This is a genomic window from Prochlorococcus sp. MIT2309 (genome assembly GCF_059772305.1).
The window spans coordinates 1,329,628-1,354,623 of sequence record NZ_CM186282.1; the positions used below are offsets into that span (position 1 = coordinate 1,329,628).

The 24,996-nt window shown below is 37.1% G+C and carries 24 protein-coding genes and 2 tRNA genes; 17 read left to right on the plus strand and 9 right to left on the minus strand.

The window, feature by feature from the left end:
- Window positions 1–178: 178 nt before the first annotated feature.
- Window positions 179–249: transfer RNA gene (locus AC6EJA_RS07215), tRNA-Cys, on the minus strand.
- Between the two features lie 63 nt (window positions 250–312).
- Here AC6EJA_RS07215 and AC6EJA_RS07220 point away from each other — a divergent pair.
- Window positions 313–1,530: a lipid-A-disaccharide synthase-related protein gene (locus tag AC6EJA_RS07220; protein WP_498501988.1), complete on the plus strand. Its 1,218-nt coding sequence runs from the start codon at window positions 313–315 to the stop codon at window positions 1,528–1,530.
- Window positions 1,531–1,583: 53 nt separating this feature from the next.
- Window positions 1,584–1,838, plus strand: coding sequence for a DUF8658 family protein (locus tag AC6EJA_RS07225; protein ID WP_498501989.1), 255 nt, complete (start codon window positions 1,584–1,586; stop codon window positions 1,836–1,838).
- A 13-nt stretch (window positions 1,839–1,851) separates the two neighbouring features.
- Here the strand turns inward: AC6EJA_RS07225 and AC6EJA_RS07230 are convergent, their stop codons facing one another.
- On the minus strand, window positions 1,852–2,496 hold the full coding sequence (locus tag AC6EJA_RS07230) for a ribonuclease D (protein WP_498501990.1): 645 nt from the start codon (window positions 2,494–2,496) through the stop codon (window positions 1,852–1,854).
- A 160-nt stretch (window positions 2,497–2,656) separates the two neighbouring features.
- Here AC6EJA_RS07230 and AC6EJA_RS07235 point away from each other — a divergent pair, with 160 nt between their 5' ends.
- Both AC6EJA_RS07235 and AC6EJA_RS07240 read left to right on the plus strand, forming a co-directional pair.
- Window positions 2,657–3,214: a cofactor assembly of complex C subunit B gene (locus AC6EJA_RS07235; RefSeq protein WP_498503572.1), complete on the plus strand. Its 558-nt coding sequence runs from the start codon at window positions 2,657–2,659 to the stop codon at window positions 3,212–3,214.
- Window positions 3,215–3,219: 5 nt separating this feature from the next.
- Window positions 3,220–4,041, plus strand: a complete 822-nt coding sequence (locus tag AC6EJA_RS07240) for an N-acetylmuramoyl-L-alanine amidase (RefSeq protein ID WP_498501991.1) — start codon at window positions 3,220–3,222, stop codon at window positions 4,039–4,041.
- On the opposite strand, the gene hemF is transcribed toward AC6EJA_RS07240, so the two are convergent.
- The gene (gene hemF / locus AC6EJA_RS07245) at window positions 3,989–5,035 is read right to left on the minus strand and encodes an oxygen-dependent coproporphyrinogen oxidase (protein WP_498501992.1); all 1,047 of its coding nucleotides are present in this window, start codon (window positions 5,033–5,035) and stop codon (window positions 3,989–3,991) included. The genes AC6EJA_RS07240 and hemF overlap by 53 nt on opposite strands.
- 73 nt (window positions 5,036–5,108) lie before the next feature.
- On the opposite strand from hemF, the gene AC6EJA_RS07250 reads away from it, so the two are divergent.
- From AC6EJA_RS07250 to AC6EJA_RS07285, 8 genes are all read left to right on the plus strand, one after another.
- The gene (locus AC6EJA_RS07250) at window positions 5,109–6,188 is read left to right on the plus strand and encodes an Mrp/NBP35 family ATP-binding protein (protein ID WP_498501993.1); all 1,080 of its coding nucleotides are present in this window, start codon (window positions 5,109–5,111) and stop codon (window positions 6,186–6,188) included.
- 8 nt (window positions 6,189–6,196) lie between these two features.
- Window positions 6,197–7,474 (plus strand): rod shape-determining protein RodA, encoded by a 1,278-nt coding sequence (gene rodA / locus AC6EJA_RS07255; RefSeq protein ID WP_498501994.1) that lies wholly within the window; start codon window positions 6,197–6,199, stop codon window positions 7,472–7,474.
- Window positions 7,471–8,841 (plus strand): sensor histidine kinase, encoded by a 1,371-nt coding sequence (locus tag AC6EJA_RS07260; protein WP_498501995.1) that lies wholly within the window; start codon window positions 7,471–7,473, stop codon window positions 8,839–8,841. Before rodA ends, AC6EJA_RS07260 begins: the two co-directional genes overlap by 4 nt.
- 113 nt (window positions 8,842–8,954) lie before the next feature.
- The gene (locus tag AC6EJA_RS07265) at window positions 8,955–9,380 is read left to right on the plus strand and encodes a photosystem I reaction center subunit II PsaD (RefSeq protein ID WP_498501996.1); all 426 of its coding nucleotides are present in this window, start codon (window positions 8,955–8,957) and stop codon (window positions 9,378–9,380) included.
- A 56-nt stretch (window positions 9,381–9,436) separates the two neighbouring features.
- Window positions 9,437–10,960 (plus strand): anthranilate synthase component I family protein, encoded by a 1,524-nt coding sequence (locus AC6EJA_RS07270; RefSeq protein WP_498501997.1) that lies wholly within the window; start codon window positions 9,437–9,439, stop codon window positions 10,958–10,960.
- Window positions 10,957–12,099, plus strand: coding sequence for a glutamate--cysteine ligase (gene gshA, locus AC6EJA_RS07275; protein WP_498503573.1), 1,143 nt, complete (start codon window positions 10,957–10,959; stop codon window positions 12,097–12,099). The genes AC6EJA_RS07270 and gshA overlap by 4 nt, the downstream gene beginning before the upstream one ends.
- A gap of 64 nt (window positions 12,100–12,163) precedes the next feature.
- Complete coding sequence (gene ppc / locus AC6EJA_RS07280; RefSeq protein WP_498503574.1) at window positions 12,164–15,118, plus strand: phosphoenolpyruvate carboxylase; 2,955 nt, start codon at window positions 12,164–12,166, stop codon at window positions 15,116–15,118.
- A 3-nt stretch (window positions 15,119–15,121) separates the two neighbouring features.
- Window positions 15,122–15,577 (plus strand): N-acetyltransferase, encoded by a 456-nt coding sequence (locus AC6EJA_RS07285; protein WP_498501998.1) that lies wholly within the window; start codon window positions 15,122–15,124, stop codon window positions 15,575–15,577.
- Window positions 15,578–15,591: 14 nt separating this feature from the next.
- Here AC6EJA_RS07285 and AC6EJA_RS07290 read toward each other — a convergent pair.
- Window positions 15,592–15,665, minus strand: a tRNA-Arg gene (locus AC6EJA_RS07290).
- Between the two features lie 105 nt (window positions 15,666–15,770).
- Between AC6EJA_RS07290 and recF the strand changes: the two genes are divergently transcribed.
- Both recF and speD read left to right on the plus strand, forming a co-directional pair.
- Complete coding sequence (gene recF / locus AC6EJA_RS07295; RefSeq protein ID WP_498501999.1) at window positions 15,771–16,847, plus strand: DNA replication/repair protein RecF; 1,077 nt, start codon at window positions 15,771–15,773, stop codon at window positions 16,845–16,847.
- A 42-nt stretch (window positions 16,848–16,889) separates the two neighbouring features.
- Window positions 16,890–17,342, plus strand: coding sequence for an adenosylmethionine decarboxylase (gene speD, locus AC6EJA_RS07300; protein ID WP_498502000.1), 453 nt, complete (start codon window positions 16,890–16,892; stop codon window positions 17,340–17,342).
- 20 nt (window positions 17,343–17,362) lie between these two features.
- Here speD and larE read toward each other — a convergent pair whose 3' ends face one another.
- Window positions 17,363–18,223: an ATP-dependent sacrificial sulfur transferase LarE gene (gene larE, locus AC6EJA_RS07305; protein WP_498502001.1), complete on the minus strand. Its 861-nt coding sequence runs from the start codon at window positions 18,221–18,223 to the stop codon at window positions 17,363–17,365.
- Between the two features lie 57 nt (window positions 18,224–18,280).
- On the opposite strand from larE, the gene AC6EJA_RS07310 reads away from it, so the two are divergent.
- Entirely contained in the window at window positions 18,281–19,486 is a 1,206-nt protein-coding gene (locus AC6EJA_RS07310; RefSeq protein ID WP_498502002.1) for a cob(I)yrinic acid a,c-diamide adenosyltransferase, read from the plus strand.
- Here AC6EJA_RS07310 and moeB read toward each other — a convergent pair.
- Together moeB and AC6EJA_RS07320 are read right to left on the minus strand one after the other, a co-directional pair.
- Window positions 19,483–20,628, minus strand: a complete 1,146-nt coding sequence (gene moeB, locus AC6EJA_RS07315) for a molybdopterin-synthase adenylyltransferase MoeB (RefSeq protein ID WP_498502003.1) — start codon at window positions 20,626–20,628, stop codon at window positions 19,483–19,485. The two genes, AC6EJA_RS07310 and moeB, sit on opposite strands and share 4 nt — an antisense overlap.
- Before the next feature lie 47 nt (window positions 20,629–20,675).
- A complete protein-coding gene (locus tag AC6EJA_RS07320) occupies window positions 20,676–21,224 on the minus strand; it encodes a M67 family metallopeptidase (RefSeq protein ID WP_498502004.1) in 549 nt (182 codons plus the stop codon).
- A 62-nt stretch (window positions 21,225–21,286) separates the two neighbouring features.
- Here AC6EJA_RS07320 and AC6EJA_RS07325 point away from each other — a divergent pair, with 62 nt between their 5' ends.
- Window positions 21,287–21,643 carry a CAAD domain-containing protein gene (locus tag AC6EJA_RS07325; RefSeq protein ID WP_498502005.1) on the plus strand — a complete coding sequence of 119 codons (357 nt, stop codon included), beginning with the start codon at window positions 21,287–21,289 and terminating at the stop codon, window positions 21,641–21,643.
- Here AC6EJA_RS07325 and AC6EJA_RS07330 read toward each other — a convergent pair.
- A complete protein-coding gene (locus tag AC6EJA_RS07330; protein WP_498502006.1) occupies window positions 21,640–22,587 on the minus strand; it encodes a fructosamine kinase family protein in 948 nt (315 codons plus the stop codon). The genes AC6EJA_RS07325 and AC6EJA_RS07330 overlap by 4 nt on opposite strands.
- Between AC6EJA_RS07330 and crtD the strand changes: the two genes are divergently transcribed.
- Window positions 22,565–24,082, plus strand: coding sequence for a C-3',4' desaturase CrtD (crtD, locus tag AC6EJA_RS07335; RefSeq protein WP_498502007.1), 1,518 nt, complete (start codon window positions 22,565–22,567; stop codon window positions 24,080–24,082). The two genes, AC6EJA_RS07330 and crtD, sit on opposite strands and share 23 nt — an antisense overlap.
- On the opposite strand, the gene AC6EJA_RS07340 is transcribed toward crtD, so the two are convergent.
- On the minus strand, window positions 24,079–24,945 hold the full coding sequence (locus AC6EJA_RS07340) for a prephenate/arogenate dehydrogenase (RefSeq protein ID WP_498502008.1): 867 nt from the start codon (window positions 24,943–24,945) through the stop codon (window positions 24,079–24,081). The two genes, crtD and AC6EJA_RS07340, sit on opposite strands and share 4 nt — an antisense overlap.
- Window positions 24,946–24,996 lie beyond the last annotated feature (51 nt).

Below are 24,996 nucleotides of genomic sequence, written 5' to 3' on the forward strand. Positions count from 1 at the left end.
TTGCGTTTACCTAAAAAAAAGTCTTAGCAGGGAATAATTGCGATAATGGGATAAGTCAGATAAAGACTGACTAGCCTACCGCTACCCTTCCGATTTGAACGCTTGAGACTTGCAACTCGCTACTCTTGGTCTTTCGCCCTAGAACGGTTTGCAAAGAAAATTAAACGTTTTTTTAAGAAGGCGGCACCCAGATTCGAACTGGGGATAAAGGATTTGCAATCCTCTGCCTTACCACTTGGCCATGCCGCCGTAGAAACTGATCTACCGTTATTCATTGATCGTATCAGTTCGATAGGTCCAGAAATTCTTTTTTTGTCTAATGGACATGGTGAGGATTTGATTGCAATGAGAGTGTTGGAAGAATTTCATGAGATTTATCCTGAATCAGTCTTTGACGTTCTGCCACTTGTTGGGAGTGGAAATGCCTTTAATAGAGCGACTAAGGAAAATTGGCTAATCAAGGTCGGTGTTCATAAAACTCTTCCAAGTGGTGGTTTTAGTAATCAAAGCCTCAGAGGATTAATTGCCGATTTGTTCGCAGGAGTTATAAGCCAAACTTGGTTGAATTGGTTAGTTCTGCGTAAAGCAGCTAGGAATAAAAAATTAATTGTTGCGGTTGGAGATCTTCTCCCATTATTTTTTGCTTGGTCAAGTGGTGTTCCATTTGTTTTTTTTGGAGCACCAAAAAGTGATTACACATGGACAACACAATTTCCTAATAGACGATTACTTCATGATGCCTATCATCGTTTGAAAGGAACTGAATGGGAACCTTGGGAGTGCCTATTGATGCGTTCTTCATTATGCCGTTTGGTAGCCGTTAGAGATAAATTATCCGCAAGATCTCTTAAAAGGCTTGGAGTCAATGCTTGTTTTTTAGGTAATCCAATGATGGATGGCTTTAACAGAGAGCCCTGTCCTGATCGATTTATTAAATCTAGGAGATTGATATTACTGTGTGGTAGTCGTATGCCTGAAGCTTATATCAATTTCAAACGTTTAGTAAATGCTGCAGAAAGAATCGATAGCGACGACCCTATGATTTTTTTTGTGCCAATAAGTCCTGGAATTTCAATGCACTTGCTTGAGGTGTTTTTGAAACGGAATGGGTATGTAGAGTCAAATGTTTCTAATGCAAATTTTGACGCCAAAAGTTGTTGGAAGAGCGGTTCGAAAATTTTTTTTATTGGAGTGGGTGCGTTCCACAAATGGGCTACTTGGGGAGAAATCGGTCTTGCTAATGCAGGAACTGCAACTGAACAATTAGTTGGACTGGGAATTCCTTGTTTTTCGTTACCCGGGAGTGGGCCTCAATTTACTTTTGACTTTGCGCATAGGCAAAGTAGATTGCTGGGGGGGGCTGCAGTCCCGTGCTCATGTCCTGAGATTTTGGCTAAAAAAGTCGAATACTTTCTTTTGCATAAATCCCAACGACATAAATTGGCTTTACAAGGGCAACGAAGAATGGGATTGCCTGGAGCTAGTTATAGGATTGCGTCTTTGATTGATGAGATTGTAAATAAATCCTAGGAATTCATTTAGAGTCTGAAAAACTCTCCCACTGGTTAAAGTGTTTATTGGAAATGCCTAAAATTAATGATCACGCCTATATGAAGATTTGTGCTCAAATAGCATCATGTGAAAGCATAAGTTTAGCCTCAGCGAGGAGAAAAGTAGAGTTAGTGCTTGCAAAAAGAGGAAAGAAAGGAGTTGATGAGCATATTTCGGCAGCGCAAAAACTCCTAGACGATGTTAACAAAAATGGTAAGTCGACAAGTCAATTAGATGATTTATTAAAAGCTTTAGCAGAAGAGGAGAATTTTATGACAGAAGATTGATTTTCTATTTTGATCAGTGTTCGAAGATATGATTAAATCTATTAATATCTAAATCAGAAATTGTTTGTATACAATTAAAGCAGTCATTCGCTATTTCCCACCGGCCCTCTCTAACAAGCATATCCTTAAGTTTTTGTTTCGCAGCTATTAGATATCTAACATCATTAGCGGCATAAATTAATTGTTTCTTAGATAGTTTATTTGTGTTCCCCCAATCGCTACTTTGTGCTTGCTTATCTAATTCGATTCCTAACAATTCAAATATGACCTCTTTTAACCCATGCTTGGGACTATAAGTCCTGGCAAGTTTACTTGCAATTTTTGTACAAAAAATAGGATTGGTTTTTATACCTAAATTAACCAATAATGCTGCTACATCAAAACGAGCAAAATGAAATATCTTCAATATTTTTTTCTCTTCAAGTAATTTTTTAAGGAGAGGTGCAGATTTCTGTCCCAACTCAATTTTAATGCATATAACATTATCATCTGGATCACAAATTTGTACTAGACAAAGACGATCTCTGCCATGGATTAAACCCATAGCTTCTGTATCTATGGCTAACTCTGATTTTCCTATAAGTTTTAAAAATATTGTTTCATCAAGGTCTTTGTCTAAAATGACAAATGTTTTAGGGTTGATAGATGTTTCTTTCATAGTATCTTCTGATTTGTAATTTGAATTTAAATAAATAATCTTTAAATTTTATCATCCGCAACTTTTATGAAATTGATCAATGGTTGTGGATAATAAAAAATTTCATAACAAGATTATTTCCACTTCTTCATCAATTAGAATTATGAAAAATTTCATTGAGATGAAATATACTTATCCTTCAGTTTTAGTTTTGACTATTTTGCTGGCCATTGGGTTGGTGTTTTTTCTCAGGGCTGCTAGTAAAGATAGAACAACAATTGTTGATGTCACCTCCCCAATGCCTCCTTTGCAAGTTTTAAAAGGAATTACTATCTGGTTAGAGGATAGAGGTTGGCAAAGTAATGGTGGTGACGCTGATAGACAGGTTCTTAGATTTAATGGGAGTGTATCCTCAAGCAACTCGCTAGCACTTTTCTTATCAATTTTGGGGGGATTGGGTGCTTCATGCCTAGGTTTAGTTCTCTCTCAAATATATCCAAAGCTTGGTTTCTGGCCTTTTTTACTTTCAGTTGTTTGTGGGCCCTTGGCGGGAATCCTTTATAAAGCTAAATCAAGTCGAATGGAACAATTAGAACTACGTTTAGTAAGTTTTAGTGAAGCCTCAGGAAGTGTCTTGAGGCTGAGAGCACATCGTGATGAGTTAATAGCAATGGAATTAGATCTTTCTGAAAGTTTGAAATTAAAGAGTGATGGGAAATTATTATCCTCTCCTATTTGATAGTAATGAATATCAAATTTATATATTTATATGTAATATTGATTGCTAGTTTTGTTGTTTTTATAAGAATAATTTCTGAAACGAAACTACTTTTTGGTTATGAATATCTTCAGGACTTTCATTCCTTAACTGGACCTAAAGTAAATCTTGATGCAAAGTGGCTTGGTCAAAAAAGTGTTTATAGAAATTTGCCAATTTTAATTTTGGCTGGTCATGCTGATTCTCAGAATAGTCAAGGTAGAGGGACTTCTGGAGAGGCAGTTGGTTTATTTGGTTCTAATCCTATGAACTTAGATATTTCTGATGAACTTTTTTGGAATTTAAAAGTATTGGAGAGAATTGTAAGCCTTGGGAAAAGAAAGGGTCTAAATATTTCCTCATATATTCCTCAACATAGAAATATAGTAAACCCCAATCATCCAGACAGTAATTGGTCGGTAGGAGAAATTTATTCCTCTCTTGGTTGGTATGTGATTGAAATACATTTTGATGCTTATGGAATGTATGGAATTGGGTCTGGTATTATCCCTCCAATAACTTCTTTAAAAAATGAAATTGATGAACAATTAGGAATTTCTTTTGGTCGATTTCCCGTTTTATACAGGGGGGGGTTAGGTGCTCCAAAAAGAGGAATTAGAGTTTTAGAAATTGGTAAACTCGAAGGAATCTTGGAGAATAATCTTAGGGATCCAGAAACAAGAAATATGACATTAAATATTATATCTAGAAGATTTATTTATTCTTTTTTAAGGACATTAAATAGATCTGATGAATTTAATCCACTGCCCCATAAGGATAACACTTTTCTTCCAGCGATTTATTTTTAAGCCAATCTTGAGGTTTTGTAAATACCTGTGTAAGTAACTCTTCCCTTGAATTTTCTGGAGGTTTGAAACCATATTGCCATTTAGCAAGAGGAGGTAGTGACATTAATATTGATTCGGTTCTTCCATTTGTTTGTAATCCGAAAATTGTGCCTCTGTCCCAAACTAAATTAAACTCTACGTATCTTCCTCTTCTATAGAGTTGAAAGTTTCTCTCATTTTCGCCATAAGTATTATTTTTTCTTTTTTCTATGATTGGTTGATAAGCTGGTAAAAATGATTTGCCGCAAACTTCTGCTAGTGAAAATAAGTTTTCCCAAGATAGATTAACTTTTCCAATCTCATTTGATTTTTTTGCAGCTATTCCCTCTGGATTCTGTCCTTTATAAATTGTTCCAGAGCCATCTTGATAATCATAAAAAATACCTCCAATACCTCTTGTTTCATTTCGATGTTTTAAGAAAAAGTATTCATCGCACCAAGGTTTTAGTACTAAATGAAGAGAGGGATCAATGGAATTACAGGCATTCTGATGAGTTTTGTGGAAGTGAATTGCATCTTTTAAATATGGGTAATAAGGAGTTAAATCTGCTCCTCCACCAAACCACCAGACAGGACCAGCCTCGAAGTAACGATAATTGAGGTGCACTGTCGGCAAATATGGGTTTCGCGGATGCAAAACCATAGATGTGCCTGTGGCAAACCAAGAATGTCCCTTAGCTTCAGGTCTTTGATTGAGAATCGAAGGGGGTAATTCACTTCCATGGACTTCAGAGAAATTAACACCTCCTTGTTCAAATATTTTTCCCGCTTGCATAACTCTCGATTTACCTCCACCACCCTCTGGTCTATCCCAGCTCTCTTCCACAAATCTGCCCTCACCATCAATTGCTTCCAATCCAGAGCAAATTTCATCTTGAAGAGAGATAACCAAAGCTTTGGCTCTTTCTCTTGAGTTTTTTGGGGGTGCTGCAATCCCTTCAGCTATTTTAGACAAAATGGAATAATTACTTCCATAAGGCTATCTCAATGCATTCCTTGCTTAGAATCTTGACCAACTTTTGATAACTATGACTAATAAAGACGATGTAATCAATAGCCTCAATGCCATTAAGGATTTATCTAGCGATAAATCAATTCTTGAACTTGGATGGCTTGGAGAGGTACGAGTTAGCCCGCCAAGGGTAATTGTTCGATTAAGTCTCCCAGATTATGCTCAAAAACAAAGAGAGAGAATTGCAAGTCAACTTAGAGGGTTAGTGAATGATTTTGATGATATTGAAGATGTTCAAATTGAATTGGCAAATAAAACCAATGAGAGTGCTCCAATAGGACAGGCCGGTCATGGTGATGTCAATTCTCTCCAGTCCGTGCAGGGTGTACGAAAAATCATTGCGGTTAGTAGTGGTAAAGGTGGAGTAGGTAAGAGCACTGTGGCAGTCAATCTTGCATGCTCCCTTGCAAGCAAGGGTTTTAGTGTTGGATTGCTCGACGCGGACATATATGGCCCTAACACTCCGACTATGCTTGGACTGGAAAATATCTCGCCAGATGTTTCAGGTGAAGGTGCTGAGCAAAAAATATCCCCATTAGAAAGTTATGGAATATCAATGGTTTCGATGGGACTTTTGATTGATGAAGATCAACCAGTGATATGGCGTGGGCCCATGTTAAATGGGATTATTAGACAGTTTCTTTATCAAACAAATTGGGGACAAAAAGATTTTTTAGTCGTTGATCTTCCCCCAGGAACTGGCGATGCACAACTTTCTTTAGCGCAAGCCGTGCCAATGACAGGAGTCATAATTGTTACTACACCACAAAAGGTATCTCTCCAGGATTCTCGTCGAGGGTTAGCTATGTTTAAAAAAATGAATGTACCTGTTTTGGGTGTTGTAGAAAATATGACTTATTTCACTCCTCCTGATCAACCCGATAAAAAGTATGAATTGTTCGGATGTGGAGGAGGAGCACAACTTGCAAATGAAAATAATGTTCCTTTGCTTGCTCAAATTCCTCTTGAAATAACAACTCAAACACAGGAAAATAAATCGATGCCAATTGTTAAAATTGCCCCTAAATCCCTAACAGCAAATGTTTTCATAGAGCTTGCGAATAAAGTTATCAATTATGCATTGAATTCTAATTAATAATTTGAATGAATAATTTACTCAGAAGAAAAGACTTTTTTTCTAGTCATAACAGAAAATTAAAAAAACTAAAAGATTTAGATTTAGTACTTTGGATTATCCCTAGCCTTTTAGTAATATTGGGTTCTTGTTTGATTGCAAGTACTCAAAGAAATTTAACTGATGCTTCTTGGGTATCTCATGCTTCAACAGGTTTAATTGGACTTTTTTGTGCACTATTCATTGCACAATCTCCACTTGAAAGAATTAGAAATTACTTGATTCCAATTTATATCTTTACAGTTGTTAGTTTGATTTCAGTTCTGTTGTTTGGTACAACTGCTTTTGGAGCGCAGCGATGGCTCACTTTTGCTGGACTAAACATTCAACCTTCAGAAATCGCAAAGCTATCTTCAATCTTTATTTTAGCTGAAATATTGTCAGCTAATAGCATTACAACTCCAAGTCAAATTGTTAAACCTTTGAGTTTAATTTTAGTCCCATGGTATTTAATTTTTCTTCAGCCTGACTTGGGAACTTCTTTGGTATTTGGAGCTATATTATTTGCAATGCTCTATTGGGCTGGAATGCCATTTGAATGGGCTTTTATAGTTATTTCTTGTGTTATTACAGCAATTTTTGCAGGTATTTTTAAATGGTTTTTATTAGTATGGATTCCTTTTTTGGGCTATGTTTCACATAAATCATTGCCTTGGAAAAAGACAAAAATAATAAGCCTAGGTGTTATTGCATCACAAATTGCAATAGCTTTCCTCACTCCCTGGCTTTGGCTAAATGTTCTTCAGGACTATCAAAGACAAAGACTGACGCTCTTTATTAATCCAGGTCAAGATCCATTTGGGGGTGGCTATCATTTAATACAAAGCACAATTGGTATTGGCTCTGGTGGACTTTTTGGAACGGGTTTATTGAACGGGCAACTTACAAAATTGAATTTCATACCAGAACAACACACTGATTTTATTTTTAGTGCTTTAGGAGAAGAAACTGGCTTTTTAGGTTCTGTTTGTGTTGTATGCGCGTTTTTTTTCTTGATAATCAGATTAATTAAACTTGCTCAAAAAGCTCGCACTGACTTTGAATCTCTTGTTGTAATTGGGATAGCATCCATGTTTATATTCCAAGTTATTGTGAATATATTCATGACGATTGGACTTGGTCCCGTAACAGGAATTCCCTTACCTTTTTTAAGTTATGGAAGAACTGCTCTAATGGTTAATTTTATTTCTATTGGATTATGTATTTCAGTTTCCAAAAGAAGTAAGTCTCTGAGTAAGAATTTGTGAAAAATTTCATCACTATCAATTCCATTCAAAATCGATTGGCTAAAGGGGTTCCTCTGGGAAGAGTTAGTGAGACTACTGCTAGGAAACTTTGGTGGGCTGCATTAGATACCTTGCAAGATGAAATTTTGCTGAATCAAAATCTCTCAGGGGGCATTTGGTTATCTTCCCCACTACCCGCTTTATATGAACCTTACATTCTTAATGCTTTGAGGGGCTGGGTCTGGGCACCTGAGGGATTAGAAAATCTAAAACTTCCAAAGGCAGGTTTACTTCCCCCTTCAAAAGCAAGATCAATTGAAAACAGTGAATTAAAAGAATTTCATAGATTACCTCTTTACCCCGAGGATGGTAATGATCCTCTTCTGATTATTCTTACCTCAGAAATTCAAATCGCCCTTTCGCTGCATGGAAGGGCTGGAGAGCGTACCTTATTGATGCGAAGTGATAAAGAATCAATAAAGGATGTATTGTTGATGATTCAAGAAAGACTTAACTTTCAAGAGATATCAGAATCTGAGAAACTTCAGAATTCCATAAAATATTTTTATGAAAATAATTTCCAAACTATCGATATTGCTAATATTTTTTGGCCATTATTATCAGAAAAGCTTGCTGGATTTTCCACATCGTTAAATATTCAGACTCATAACACTGTTGCTAAAAATAGTGATTCTTTTGATGAAAGAAATATACAAATATCTTTACTGGAGGCGATAACTCATGAGGTTAGGACTCCATTAGCAACAATAAGGACTTTAATTCGCTCCTTGCTCAAAAGAAATGATATTACAGAGACAGTGAATAAAAGACTACGGCAAATTGATTCAGAATGCACTGAACAAATTGATAGATTTGGTTTAATTTTTAAAGCTGCAGAATTTGAGAGAAAACAGTCAAGTAAGTCAGGATTAGCAAGAACTGATTTGGGAAACATGCTAGAAACTATGTTTCCAGTGTGGCAACAGCAACTTGATAGACGAGGATTACTTTTGAAACTAATAATAGCTAAGGATCTTCCTCAAGTTCTAAGCGATCCAGAGCAACTTGAATTGATGTTAGGAGGATTAATTGATAGAAACACACGAGGACTGCAAGCTGGGAGCACTCTTGTTTTGGAGTTGAATCCTGCTGGTCAAAGGTTAAAACTACAAATTTTTAGCAATAGCCAAAATGAATTCAGTAATAATGATTTTGAGGACGAACAAAAAGCTCAATTCGGGAATGTTTTAAGTTGGAATCCAGTAACTGGAAGCTTGCAACTTAGTCAAGCAGCAACACAAAGATTCTTAGCAAGCCTAGGAGGAAGACTTACTCATCGGAGGGAAAGGGGATTAATTATTTTTTTCCCGGTTGCAGAGGCAAAGTAGATTAGGATAAATAATGTTGACTCATGTGAAGGTTATTGCCCTTGAGTGTCAAAAGTCACAAATTCAAGTGCTACTTTCAACGTAATAAATGATGAAGTCGCATTTCAAAAATTATGTCTGAGATTCTCCAAGGGAAATTCCCCCAAAACATCGGAAGTACTGGTGGTCTTTTAAATGCTGCAGAGACAGAGGAAAAATATGCAATTACATGGTCAAGTAAAAAAGACCAACCTTTTGAATTACCGACTGGCGGAGCTGCAATTATGAACGAGGGTGAGAATTTAATGTATTTCGCCCGTAAAGAGCAGTGTCTAGCTTTGGGTACTCAGCTAAGAAATTTCAAACCAAGAATTGAGGACTTCAAAATATACAGGATATTTCCTGGTGGAAATATTGAGTTTCTTCATCCCAAAGATGGAGTTTTTCCAGAGAAGGTAAAAGAAGGGAGAGTTTCAGTAAATCACAATCCCCGAAGGATTGGAGAGAACCCAAACCCCTCAAGTCTCAAATTTAGTGGAAAAAAAACATACGATACTTAAACACTTAATTTTTCTGCAGTTTCTCTTTTTATCTGTTGGGCTGCGATGATGCAGTCATGGAACTTTTAAATAAAAAAAAGTTTTTTGAGTTAGCTGCCAATGGCGCTACATTTATACCTCTTGTTGAGAGTTGGCCTGCCGACTTAGAGACCCCACTTTCAACTTGGTTGAAAATTTCGCAAAGTAATAAATCCAAAGGGGTTTTACTCGAATCAGTTGAAGGAGGAGAAACCATTGGTAGGTGGAGTGTTGTCGCTGTTGATCCAGTTTGGTCTGCAACAGTGAGAGGGAAAAAACTACAAAGAGAATGGAGAAATGGTATTTCAGAGAATTTCGAGGGCAATCCTTTTGAAATTCTTCGCGGTTGGCTTTCTGTTTATAAATCAATTCCAATTGATGGATTACCACCTCTTGGGCAATTATTTGGTACTTGGGGATATGAACTTATCAATTGGATAGAGCCGAAAGTACCTATTCATGATGTCGAGAGTAATGATTTGCCTGATGCAACTTGGATGTTTATGGACAAACTATTGATATTTGATCAAGTTAAAAGATTTATAATAGCTGTCTCTTATGGAGATTTAACAAGTAATTCAGTGCCGGAAAAGGCTTATGAAATTGCCTTGCAGGGCATACAGGATTTTAAAAAAGTCATGTCTGAACCCATGAATGGCGTTAATAGACTTCAATGGAATCCAGAAAAACCAAACATTAAAGACATATCTAAAAATTGGTCAAAAGTTGGATTTGAAAATGCCGTCCTTGAAGCAAAAAGAAGAATTGAAAAGGGAGATATTTTTCAATTAGTCCTAAGTCAAAAATTTTCAACAAAAGTTCCTCACAATCCCTTCGATCTTTACAGGAGTTTACGGATGGTAAACCCTTCACCATTTATGGCCTTTTTTGACTTTGGTGATTGGTATCTAATTGGATCAAGTCCAGAAGTAATGGTTAAAGCAGAACCTAGCTCTAAGGGTGTTTCTGTGAGCCTTAGGCCGATAGCTGGGACTCGCCCAAGGGGTGCTGACAGTGATCAGGATCATTCTTTAGCCGAGGAGCTCTTATGCGATCCCAAGGAGAGAGCTGAGCATGTCATGCTTGTTGATCTTGGAAGGAATGACCTTGGACGGGTCTGCAAATCAGGGAGTGTTTCAGTAAAAGAGTTAATGGTTATTGAAAAGTATTCACATGTCATGCACATCGTTAGTTCAGTTAAGGGACTTCTCAACGAGCGTAATGATGTTTGGGATTTACTCATGGCAGCATTTCCTGCAGGGACGGTAAGTGGAGCTCCTAAGATCCGAGCTATGCAATTGATTAATAAACTTGAGACTCAGAGAAGAGGACCCTATTCCGGGGTTTATGGTTCCATGGATTTAAATGGAGCATTAAATACTGCAATCACAATCAGAACTATGGTCGTCACATCTGGTGGAACTGGAAAATGGAAAGTTGAAGTACAAGCTGGGGCAGGTATTGTCGCTGATTCCATCCCCGCCAATGAATATCAAGAAACAATTAATAAGGCCAGGGGTATGCTTTCTGCCGTGGCTTGTTTGAATTCTCTGAACAAATGAGTATGGGTTTACTCTTAAAGGGTTTTGAGGTTGAGCTTTTTACAGGGTTGTCAACAGGTGAGCATGTCGGGATAGCCAGATCTGCTACTAGAGATTTGCCAGAATTTGTCAAAGAACCTGATCAAAGAAACCTTGAATTCATAACATCCCCAGAAAAAAAATATTCAAAATTGCGAGAGGCTTTGCTTGCTCCGCGTATTAAGTTGCGTAAATGGCTGACGCAGAGAAATCTCACAATATTGCCTGGAAGTACTCTGAGTTTAGGTAGCAGTGACAAATTTGAACGCTCAGACCCTCACAATCCCTATCATGAATTAATTGAAAAAAATTATGGGACAAATGTCGTAACAACAAGTGTTCACATCAATATTGGCATAGATAATTTGAGAACTCTTTTTTCTGCATTAAGACTTGTTAGATGCGAAACAGCTTTATTTCTCTCTTTAAGCGCTAGCTCACCTTTTTTGGATGGCTCGATTACTGGTTCACATTCTCAAAGGTGGTTGCAATTCCCCATTACACCGAAAAATGTACCTATGTTTGAGAGCCATGAACAATATGTAATTTGGGTTGAGAAGCAGTTGGCGAGCGGTGAAATGTGGAACGAGAGGCATTTTTGGACTTCAGTAAGACCCAATGGCCCCAAAAGACCATATGAACTTAATAGATTGGAAATACGTGTTTGCGATTTGATCACTGATTGCGATTTGCTTTTAGCTATTACTGCCCTTATTGAGCTTCGAATAATTCTTCTATCGAGAAAAATCGACTTATTCGACCCAATCCAAGCAAGTGAATTAGAACCAAAAGAACTTGCTGAATTGAGTGATGCCAATGATATTCAGGCAGCCAAGTATAGTCTTAATGCTAATTTGAAACATTGGAAAGATGGAAGTTTTATTAATTGCAAAGATTGGATTTATAGGCTTTTAGATGAAGTTTCACCTTTGGCGCAAGAGTTAGGACTTAAAGAGATTCTTCGGCCGATTGAGGATGTTTTGATTAATGGTAATCAGGCTATAAAATGGCTTGATGATTACAGGCAAGGTTTACCAATCAAAACTCTAATTCAGAGAGGCATCAAGACAATGGAAGCCGAAGAAATTGCACATGTCCCATCACATAAAGCGTTATTCTGACATGATAAAACATGAATTTAAATCAGAATCTTCTCCAAGGTCCTCCAGTTCAAATCAAAATCATATGAAGGAGATAATAAAAAAAAATATTTCCGATCCAGGCCGTCTCTTGCAGCAAAGACTTGAACTTGTTGAGGATCTTTGGCAAACAGTTCTTCGTAGTGAGTGTCCAGCTGATCAAACTGAAAAATTATTACGACTCAAAAGATTGAGTGACCCGCTCGAGTTACAAGTTGAGAACTCAACTAATTGCAGTGATGAAATAGCCAAACTCATCAGTGAAATGGATTTAGCTGAGGCTATTTCTGCTGCCAGGGCTTTTTCTTTGTATTTTCAGTTGGTTAATATTCTTGAACAAAGGATTGAAGAAGATAGCTACTTAGAAACGATTAGTAAAATTAAAAGCAGCTCTTCTGAAGATTTAGATCCATTTGCGCCACCTCTTGCTAGCCAAACAGCCCCGATAACTTTTAGTGAATTGTTTCAGAGACTCAGATCTCTTAATGTCCCGCCAGGAAAGCTAGAGGCTCTTTTGAGAGAAATGGATATTCGACTGGTTTTTACAGCTCATCCAACAGAAATAGTGCGGCATACGGTTCGTCATAAACAAACAAAAGTAGCAACATTATTACAGCAAATTCAATCCGAAGTGAATTCTTCGTCATCAGAGAAGGCAAGTATAAGACTTCAATTAGAGGAGGAAATTAGACTTTGGTGGCGTACTGATGAACTCCATCAATTTAAACCATCAGTTTTAGATGAAGTGGATTATGCATTGCATTATTTTCAGCAAGTGCTTTTCGATGCAATGCCGCAGTTACGTAGACGTTTACTTTCTGCTCTTTCTACTAACTACCCCGATGTAGAGATTCCTCAAGAAGCATTCTGTACTTTTGGATCTTGGGTGGGTTCTGATCGTGATGGTAATCCATCTGTGACTCCTGAAATAACCTGGAGGACTGCATGTTATCAACGAAAACTTATGCTTGAGAGATACATAAAATCTGTTCAAAATTTAAGAGATCAATTAAGTATTTCAATGCAGTGGAGCCAAGTTAGCCCACCTCTGTTGGAGTCACTTGAAATTGATAGAGTTCGATTTCCTGAAATATATGAGGAGAGAGCTGCTAGATATAGATTGGAACCTTATCGATTAAAGCTTAGTTATACAATTGAAAAACTTCGTTTAACCCATGAGAGAAATAATCAATTAGCTGATGCTGGATGGAAAACTACTTCTGATGTAGAAAGCTCAAGTAAAGCAATCAATAGTCCAACTGAGATCTTGCACTATGAATCCTTTACAGAGTTTAAAAGCGATCTTGAACTAATAAGAAATAGTCTTGTTAGTACAAATCTAAGTTGTGAATCATTAGATATTCTTCTTACTCAGGTGCATATCTTTGGTTTTTCTCTGGCAAGTTTAGATATTAGACAAGAAAGTAATCGACATAGTGATTCTTTGGATGAATTAACACATTATCTAAAGCTTGAAAAATCCTATGGAAATATGGATGAAGAGGAGAAAGTGAATTGGTTAATGGGTGAATTGAAGACTAGGCGCCCTCTAATCCCTCCTTCAGTACAATGGTCCCAAACTACTGAAGAGACTTTTTCTGTATTTAGAATGCTTCATCGTTTACAGCAAGAATTTGGTAGTCGTATTTGCCGCTCATATGTCATTTCTATGAGTCATACTGTTTCAGATTTACTTGAAGTCCTTCTTCTTGCAAAAGAAGCTGGCCTAGTTGAGCCATCTACAGGAAGTGCAAATATATTAGTTGTCCCGCTGTTTGAGACGGTTGAGGATTTGCAGCATGCACCATCAGTAATGGAGAAGATACTTTCATCAGATCTCTATAGAAAGCTTTTACCTACTGTTGGAGAGAAAGATCAGCCACTTCAAGAGGTCATGCTTGGTTATTCAGATAGTAATAAAGATTCTGGCTTTTTATCTAGTAACTGGGAAATACACAAAGCTCAAATAGCACTTCAAAATCTTGCAAGCCAACAAGGAGTTGCGTTTAGATTATTCCATGGTCGTGGAGGCTCTGTTGGCAGAGGAGGGGGGCCTGCTTATCAAGCTATACTTGCTCAACCTAGTGGAACATTACAAGGAAGGATAAAAATTACAGAGCAAGGAGAGGTTCTTGCTTCAAAATATAGCCTACCTGAATTGGCTCTTTATAACTTAGAAACAGTCACAACTGCTGTGTTACAAAATAGTTTGGTTACAAATGAATTAGATGCAACTCCCAGTTGGAATGAGTTAATGACAAGACTTGCTGCAAGATCTAGAGAGCACTATCGGGCATTAGTGCATGAGAATCCGGATCTAGTCCAGTTTTTTCAAGAGGTAACACCTATTGAGGAAATTAGTAAGTTACAAATCTCAAGTCGTCCTGCTAGAAGAAAATCTGGTGCAAAAGATCTCTCAAGTTTAAGAGCTATTCCATGGGTTTTTGGTTGGACTCAAAGTCGTTTTTTATTGCCGAGTTGGTTTGGAGTAGGTACAGCTTTATCTCATGAACTCAAAGCTGATCCACAAGCAATAACTCTTCTTAGACTTCTTCATCAAAGATGGCCTTTCTTTAGGATGTTGGTTTCAAAAGTTGAGATGACACTTTCTAAGGTTGACCTAGAGGTAGCTTATCATTATGTAAGAAGTCTAGGCAGTGACGATAATAGAAAAGCCTTTGACGATATTTTTGAGATTATTTCAACAGAATATAAACTTACTAAAACACTTATTCTCGATATCACTGGTAAAAAACGCCTACTCAGTGCTGACCCAGCTCTTCAATTATCTGTGGATTTACGAAATAGAACAATTATCCCCCTAGGCTTTTTACAAGTCGCTTTGTTGAGGCGATTAAGAGATCAGAATCGTCAGCCCCCCATAAGTGAATTAGATTATCAAAATGGAGAAGTCAAAAGGACCTACAGCAGAAGTGAATTACTTAGAGGAGCACTGTTGACCATCAATGGCATCGCAGCAGGTATGCGTAATACAGGTTGAATTTTGCTAAGTTTTCCTCATCAATATTCAAAATCCCCCAAAATCCCCGATGGATTTTTATTGAACGCGAAAGAGTTGCCATCTTCTCAAGCTCTTAATAGGCTGCTTGCGAGATGTAACTTAGAGACACATCCACCACGACTTCTTGAAAAGGCTTTAAGAAAATGCGATTGTCATCTTTCTATTATTGAAAAAAAAACAGGTAGACTTTTTGGTTTTGTTCGTGTAACTAGCGATAAAGGTCTCAACGCAAATATTTGGGATCTTTGTGCTGAGCCTGGTGATTTTCAGGAGGCATTTATTTCAGTCCTCGTAAACCGTATTTTGCAAACCATTAGGAGAGATATGCCAGGTTGCAGTATTTCTGTTGCAGCTCCGGCTATTTCACTTAAAGCACTTAAAAGGAGCGGATTTATTCTTGATCCAGGTGGAATAAGAACTATGGGCCTCAAACTTTAGGAGACAATCATTTACGAGCATGGAGGGACTCGAACCCCCGACTCTCAGAACCGGAATCTGATGCTCTATCCAACTGAGCTACATGCCCCAAATTTTAAAACAGTGAGGGGGAGGTTATTTTTTGAATACCTCACTAAAGTAACTCTAGCTAAAGAGTAACTGAAAGAAAATTAGACTTCAACAACTGGAATTGATGTGGTTTAGGAACTACAAGAATTTTCAACTCAGGTTGGAAGAGAATAGGCTTTTAATTGTTGGTCGTAATGGCACAGGAAAATCTAATTTACTTGAAGCTGTTGAATTGATAGGTTCATTGAGATCTCATCGCTCTAGTAAAGACCAAGATTTAGTATTTTGGGGGCAATCGAAGGCAAGAGCTAAGGCAATTACTGAGGAGCAAGATGAGCTAATGATCGAATTTAGAAGTAAGGGGGGGCGGAGAGTTTTTCGAAACGATAAGTTTCTCCCCAAGCAGAACGATCTTATTGGTCCTCTTAGGTGTGTTTGTTTTAGTGCACTTGATTTAACTTTAGTGAGGGGAGAACCAGCGATGAGGCGATTTTGGCTTGACCGTGTCGTACAGCAACTTGAACCTGTTTATTCCGAGCTAATCCAGAGATTCAATAAACTTCTCAAACAGCGTTCAAGGATTTGGCAAAAATTTAGATATTTTTCGCCAAATGAGATGGGGGCTTTATTAGATGCATTTGATACTCAAATGGCTCTTGTCAGTACACGCATTCATAGAAGAAGAAAAAGAGCTTTGAGTCGATTACAACCTCTGGCCAACAAATGGCAGCAAAATTTAAGTAGTAACACTGAGATTTTGAAACTTGATTATCTTCCTGGTGCGCAGCTATCTGACGATGAAGATGAGCGAACTTTGATGATGCTTATAGAAAAACAATTGTTATCCCAGCGAGAAGTTGAAGAGAAAACGGGTACTTGTAAAATTGGACCACACAGAGATGAAATAAATTTACTTCTTAATGGTTTGCCTGCTAGGCGCTTTGGTTCTGCTGGTCAACAGAGAACACTGGTTCTCGCTTTGAAGATGGCTGAGTTGGAATTGATTGGTCAGATTTTTGATCAATCTCCTTTGTTGTTACTTGATGACGTTTTGGCTGAGTTGGATCCGCATAGACAACTAATGCTTTTGGACATGGTGGGGCAAAATTATCAATGTCTCATAAGTGCAACTCATCTTGATGGTTTTGAGGGTGAGTGGAAAAAGAACTCCCAGGTGATGGAGCTTAAATCTTTCAAGTAAAAGCTAGACCTTGGCTGAGGTAATAAACTAAATTTATAAATTATGGAAAATATTCAATCTTATTTGTGTGCCAAAAATGATTTATCTAAATCAAAAATAGGTACCACAAAAAATTTGATCATGCCAAAAAGTCAAATAAATACAGGAAAGCATTGCATCCTTGAACTTTATAACTGCAATAAAATCAAGCTCAATGATGAGTCCTTTATAAGTACTACGATGGCTTTATCTGCAAAACTGGCTGGAGCAACTTTGGTGAATCTTATTACTCATCGATTTGCACCTCAAGGAGTAACAGCTCTTGCTCTGTTGGCTGAATCGCATATGTCAATTCATACTTGGCCAGAAATTGGTTATGGAGCTGTTGATGTTTTTACTTGTGGAGATCAGGCAATGCCGGAGAGAGCTTGCGATGTTTTGATCAGAGAATTTAATGCGGGGCACTCATCTTTAAAGACTTTGGAAAGATCGATCCCAAGAAAAACTTCAATCTAAGATTCTTAAATGAAGAATCGCTAATTTATAAATCTATCTCGATTTAATTTCCCACTTAAAAGTCCCTCAAGATCAAGACTTACTGAAGTGAAGCCTATTGATAGAAAATACTTTACGATTTCTTTTCTCTCAATGCGTGAGTGAAATTGATCTATTTCTTCATTGAGGATTTCAATCCTTGCAGATAGCCCATGAATTCTAACTCTAACCTGACTAAAACCTTTGTCGATAATCCATTTCTCTGCAAGTGCAGTTTGTTTCAATCTTTTTGAGCTAATTGGCTCTCCATAGGGAAATCTTGAGGCGAGACACGGCTGCGCTGGTTTATCCCACCAAGGAAATCCCAAAGATTTTGATATTGATCGAACAGTTGATTTTGAAATTTTAAGTTCCGCAAGTGGTGATATGACCCCAGCTTCTCTCGCAGCTTGAATACCAGGCCTGAAATCTTTTTCATCATCATGGTTAACTCCGTCTAATATTGCTCCTTTGTGAGAAATAGAGGCAATTTTTCTCAAAGTTGCATGTAATTCACTTTTGCATGCATAGCATCGATTCTCTGGATTTTTTGTGTAAGCACTATTTTTTAATTCATTAGTTTCATATTCTTCATGTTTGATACCAATCCAGGAAGCTTGCAGCCTTGCTTCATCTAGTAGGTGAGGTGCCAGTGCAGGAGAAATCCCAGTAACTGCTACTGCACGCTCCCCTAGTTGCTCATATGAAATTGCTGCGATTAGTGTGCTATCAACTCCTCCGGAATAAGCTATGTGAGCAGCCTGAATTTCTTTTATGAAATTCCTAAGGTTTGTGAGTTTTTTTGAATCATCCTCGTTAAGTTCTTCGAGGGGGGAGAATTCCACTTTTGTAGGGTTTTTCATTAGAAGACTATCCTCTTTTGAAGATCTGGTTAAGCTTTAGAGGTAAATGCGTATTTCATGCAGTTAAAAAAAGAAGATAATAAGTCCCAAAGTAGAGACGAAACAAAACGCTCGTCATCAAGTAGGGGTATTGGTATTGTTACTGCAAGTGATAGTCAGGAGAGAAATCAAGGTCAATTACATATATATGATGGTGATGGTAAAGGGAAAAGCCAAGCCGCCTTAGGGGTTGTCTTAAGAACAATTGGTCTTGGAATTTGTGAGAAGAAGCAAACAAGGGTTTTATTACTTCGTTTTCTAAAAGGTCCTGAGAGATCCTATGACGAGGATCCAGCAATAGATGCTCTACAGCAGGGTTTTCCTCATTTAATTGATCAAGTCAGAACTGGTAGAGCAGAATTTTTCTCTGCTTCAGAGGTCACAAAATCAGATATCAAGGAAGCTGAGAGGGGTTGGGATATTGCAAAAGGAGCAATAGCAAGTTCTTTATATTCCGTTGTGGTTCTTGACGAGTTGAATCCCGTACTAGATTTGGGCTTACTTGAAGTTAAGGAGGTTGTAAAAACTCTCAAATCTAGACCTGATGGCATGGAAATTATTGTTACTGGGAGAGCAGCGCCTGATGAATTAATAAAAATTGCTCAACTGCATTCAGAAATGAAAGCTCATCGGGCTCCAGGAATTAATGAAAATAATTTCATTTCGCAGAATTTAAGTGGTATTGAAATTTACACTGGTGAAGGTAAAGGTAAATCTACAAGTGCTCTTGGTAAAGCACTTCAGGCAATTGGTCGTGGTATTAGCCAAGATAAAAGCCATAGAGTTCTTATTCTTCAGTGGTTGAAGGGGGGGCAAGGGTATACAGAGGATGCAGCTATTGCTGCCCTAAGGGAGATTTACCCACATTTGGTTGATCATTTGCGTTCAGGGCGAGATGCAATTGTTTGGCGTGGCCAACAGCAGGCTATTGATTATGTTGAAGCTGAGAGAGCTTGGGAAATTGCAAGCGCTGCCATATCAAGTGGACTCTATAAAACTGTAATTCTTGACGAATTGAATCCAACTATCGATCTAGAGCTTTTACCTGTTGAGCCAATAGTGCAAACTCTATTAAGGAAGCCCACTGAAACCGAAGTAATCATCACAGGCAGGTGTAAAAATCAACCCGCATATTTCGATTTGGCTAGTGTGCATTCAGAAATGGTTTGTCATAAACATTACGCTGAAAGAGGCGTTGATTTAAAACGAGGAGTTGATTATTAATTTATTAATTCAATTAATTTCCAGGCTTCAATACCACCCTTTACATTAATACCATTGATCCCGTATTTTTTTAATTTTAGAATCGTTTTGACTGAACTTTTACCCCTTTTACAATGAAAAAAGATTTTCTTCCCAGCAGATAATGTTTTTATTTCTTCCACTATCTTTTTATTTTCAATTTCTTCCTTAGGATAATTAATTGAATAAGAAATAGAATAATCTCTGTACTCATTCTTGCTTCTAACATCAATTAGTATGTAGTTTGCTTCACCTTTTGTTATTATCCCTTTTAATTCTTTTACTGAGATCTCCTCTACTGATTCAATCTCCTTATATTTTTCCTTATCAAAACAAAAACCCTCATATTCCTTTAATTCTCTAAATTCATGTTTGCTTATCTTATTTACTTTGAGTTCTTTAAATTTCATCTGAAGTGCATTAAAGACAAGTAACCTGCCATTGAGTGAATCCCCTATTTCAGTCACTATTTTAATGACTTCACTAGCTTGAATAGTACCTATAATTCCAGGTAATATTCCCATTACACCAGTATCAGAACAGTTTGGAACGATTTCTATTGGAGGAGGTTCAGGAATTATATCTCTTAAATTAGGGCTATTTTCAAATTGATTAAACACAGATACTTGACCCTCAAATGATGCAATTGAAGCATAAACATTAGTTTTTTTAAGTATAACACATGCATCATTAATTAAGAATTTTGTTGGAAAGTTATCAGAGCAATCACAAATAATGTCAAAAGATTTAATAATATTGATTATATTTTTTTTATTTAAAATTTCATCAAAGGTTGTGACTGAACAATAGGGATTAATATCAAGAATTGATGATTTTGCCGAATCAGTTTTTAATTTACCTAATGAACTATTTTTATGAATTAATTGCCGATGTAAATTTGAACTTTCAACCTTATCGTAATCAACTACTCCCAGCCTCCCAATCCCTGCGGCGGCTAAATATTGAAGGACTGGTGAACCAAGTCCGCCACTCCCAACGCATAACACTGAACTGCTTTTAATTTTCCTTTGCCCCTCAATACCGATTTCATTAAGGCAGATTTGGCGTTCGTACCTAGATAGCTCCTCTTCATTAAACTTAATTTGACTCACTCTTTTGTTCATTAATTACAAAGAATAGAGCTTTGGTAACCCTATGTTCTAATTTGAATTCATTTTATCGATATTGGCAATTCTATAAAATTTTTCTTTTGGTCTACCCACCACGCATACAAACCTCTTGAAGCAGCTCCGATAACCATTAAGCTAGGTTCAGTTACAAGAGACAGATCGGTTTGTGAGGGTATTGCCTTTGAGTAAGGATGAGAGTGCGCGCTTCCAATAATCTCCCATCCATATGATCTTGACCACTTTTGTGCAAGTATTTTTGCTTTGGGGTCAATCGCAAAACGATTTTTTTTGGAAAGTCCTTCACTCTTGGGACTGCATTTTCTAGGGTGCGCAACTTCTTCAAATATTCCTGGCTCCCAAATGTTTTTGCAAAGCCAGATAGAAAAAATTTGAATTTTTATTGTTTTCTCAACAGATATTTGTTTTTTCCCGATTAATAGTCCGCAACTTTCATTGGGTAGATTTTGTGAAAAATGGTTTTGGAGTAAATTTTCTGTGTTGTGAAAAAATTCAACAGGTAATTTTTGGTCGATAAATTGTCGAAGTTCGGGATTCTCTCTATTTGGGTTCGGAAGTATCTGTATTTTCACCCTGGCAATTAAAAGATTAGTTCGATAATGTCAGAAAAGAAATTGCTTTGCAGCTTGTGTTCATGTCTGATGCTCCCCCAGAGTCTAAAGAAGGCTCAAATAATTCAGAAACGGCTGGTTTCTCTGAGCGCACAAGTGAGCTCATGAATAAGGTTAATGAAACTTTGAGTAAAATTGATTGGACTCAAATGGGTAAATACGGAAAGGCCGCTGGCATCATTGCAGTTGTCATTCTTGCTCAAGTTCTTATCAAGATAGTTATTGACACTATCAATTTCTTCCCATTACTACCTGGTCTTTTAGAACTTTTAGGTGTAATAGTTCTTTGCCAGTGGAGTTGGCAGAATTTGACCACCAGTGAGAAACGTTCAGCTGTTCTTGAGAAAGTCCAGAATTTAAGACAAGAATACTTAGGTTAACCATTAAGTAAACATCTGATTTTGGTAATTAAATCAGATGTTTGCTGTATGTAATGCCCTTGAAACAAATTTGCATGGTTAAGCATGTGGTAAAGATTGTAAATGTCCTCTTTTAATGGGCTCAATTGACCTAGAGAGGATATTTCCTCATAGCCATCATAAAAACTTTTTGTGTATCCACCAAATAGTTTTGTCATCGCTATGTCCACGCCTTTATCAGCCCAATAACAGGCAGGATCAAATATCAAACCAATTTCGTTCTTGTTTGTTGATGCATTACCGCTCCATAAGTCACCATGAACTAATGAGGCTTCTGTAAATTCTTCATTTAAGAATTGCCTGATATCTTCTAATAAATCATTTTGATCTGTAGTTATTAACCTATTTTTCAATGCCATTTCTAGTTGCGGAATCAATCTAAATTTGACAAAGAAATCTCCCCATCTTGAGTCAAATCCTCCTTTTTGAATATTACTTCCGATAAAACCATCATTTGCCCATCCAAATTCACCTTTATATTTTTTACTAGATTTTTGGTGAAGTTTTGCTAAACCAATACCAAGCTTTCTTTGATTGCCACTATTAAGGTCCAACCATGGCAGTATTAATAAAGAAAGACCTTCTTTATTAACAATAGAGATTGGTTTTGGGCAAGTTAAATAGTTAGGGTTTACGTAATTATTAATTTCGATTAGGCAATCCCTTTCAAAAAGAAGCATCGAATGATTTTCACTTGTTGTTGTTTTAAGAAAATAAGATTCATTATTTATCAGTTCGATTTTCCAACAATTATGTATTGAGCCACCACTAACTGAAAAGATATTTTTTAATTCAGATTTTTGGAAAATATTAGATTCGACAATTAAATCCCGAAAAGTCTTTATTCGCATTTCTGATTTTTTTAATTTATATTCAAGATTAATGGACGAATTTAAAACAGTCATCGTTATTGGTGGAGGTATAGCTGGTTTAACAGCAGCATCAATTCTTGTAAAAGAAGGAATCCCTGCTGTTCTAGTTGAATCACACTCTCAAATTGGTGGATGCGCGGGTACCTTTAAACGTGGTGATTTTATTTTTGATGTTGGTGCCACCCAAGTCGCTGGACTTGAATTTGGTGGTATTCACGAGAGGATTTTTAGATATCTAAATGCTTCCCAACCAGTTTCCTCAATTCTTGACCCAGGATGTTTAGTTGATATTGGCGATGGATCTGAGCCAATTTCACTTTGGCATGATCCAGTTAAATGGAAAGAAGAAAGAGAAGCTCAGTTTCCTGGGAGTGAGAGATTTTGGTCTCTTTGCTCCTACTTACACCAAAGTAATTGGTCTTTAGCTAATAGAGATCCAATAATGCCAGTTAGATCTCATTGGGATCTTAGCGAGTTAATCAAATCTTTTAGAATTAACAATATTCCCTCAACGCTTTTTGCCTTGTTAACTATTAAAGATCTTCTATTTTTGACCGGCTGTCAGAGGGATCTTAGGCTTAAAAAATTTTTGGACATGCAACTAAAACTATATTCGCAGGAGAAATCTGACAGAACTGCAGCACTTTACGGGGCGACTGTTTTGCAAATGGCTCAATATCCCTTGGGGTTATTTCATATTGATGGATCCATGCAAAATTTGAGCAAAAAATTAGTTTCATGCTTTACTCAAAAAGGTGGGAAAGTTTTATTGAATAATAAACTTACTAATTTAAAAAAAATTGACTCAGATGATTCTTGGACTTTAGAACTAAAAAATAGCTCTGGTGAACTCAATTATTTGAGGGCAAAAGATGTGATTTTTACTCCACCACCACAATCTCTTTTAGGTTTGGTTTCCGATTTATCAATTAGCCACCCTGGGTTTGAAAGTCGTTTAACTAGTCTATCGAAGCCTTCAGGCGCAATAGTTCTTTATGGGGGGATTACTCGCTCTTGTCTTCCCCAAAACTTGCCCGGACATGTCCAAATAACTTCCAAAAATTTTGAATCGCTTTTTATTTCAATCAGTCGAGAAGGAGATGGAAGAGCTCCTGTGGGAAAAGCTACAATTATCGCGAGCGTGTTTACCGATGTTGATCAGTGGTTTGATCTTAGTTCTTCTGATTATTATCAACAAAAGCGGGATATTGCCAAACTTATTATTAGCGAACTAAATGAGTATCTAAAGTTAACGAAAAACGATTGGCTGCACCATGAATTAGCTACACCAAAAAGCTTTCAAAAATGGACTAATCGTCCAAAAGGAATTGTTGGTGGATTAGGCCAAGATTTGAGAAATTTTGGACCTTTTGGATTGCCAAGTAGAACTCCTTTGGCTGGTTTATGGCTTTGTGGAGATTCGATCTATCCAGGCGAGGGAACGGCAGGAGTAAGTCAATCAGCACTAATGGTTTGCAAACAGCTAATGAAAAATAGAGGTATGGAAACTATTCGGCTACCAAATTAATCATCTATAAAATCATTTCTTGATTGTTGGGTTGATTCTAATTCTTTTTTTAGATTAATCCAATCTTTTTTAGAGACAGTGTCAATTATCAGATTTAGAGAGTCTCTATATCCAATAAGGGATTTAAGTATTTCAGTTGTATTGTTAGCTGCCATTGATACCCCTAGTTCTGGATTGCCACCACCGACTCTACTGGTGTCAGAAAAACCAGTAGATGCGAGTTTCTTTGCTAAATCAAGAACTCTCGAGTTTTTTTCCCTCATAGCAGTTTTAAGAAGAGCCGCGCTTACCAAAACAGGTAAGTGAGAAATAAGTGAAACGGCTTGATCATGGGTTTTGGCATCAGTGCATAACAATTTACAACCAATAGATGAAACTAATTGATTGACAAAACCTAAAGCTTCTGTGCTTGTATTTTGTGTGGGAGTAGTAACCCATATTTTATGTCTAAAAAGGTTTTTATCTCCCGCCTCTACTCCTGAATTATTTGATCCAGCCATTGGATGACTACCTACAAAAAGAGGATGGATTTTTTCCCATACTTTAACTATTGGAACTTTTACGGAACCTACATCTGTCACAATACAGTCTTTGGGCAAAGAGGCTATCAATTTTTTACTGGGATCAAGTAATTGATTAATAGGTAATGCTAGAAAAATTAAATCACAGTCTCTCAAAATGTCAGCTTCAGTACTCACTATGCTTGCAAGTTTGCCTTTTTTTGCTTTGGTTGCGCTATTTCTCTTATGAGTTAAACCATGAACCTCATATCCTATTGATTGGAGTGCTAAGCCAAGCGATCCTCCTATTAACCCAAGTCCAACAATTCCAATTTTTTCTCTTTTGGTTGGTTCTTGAGTCATGCTGTGATTTTGTCCAAATTTTTTTATCGATCAATATGAAAGTGAAACATT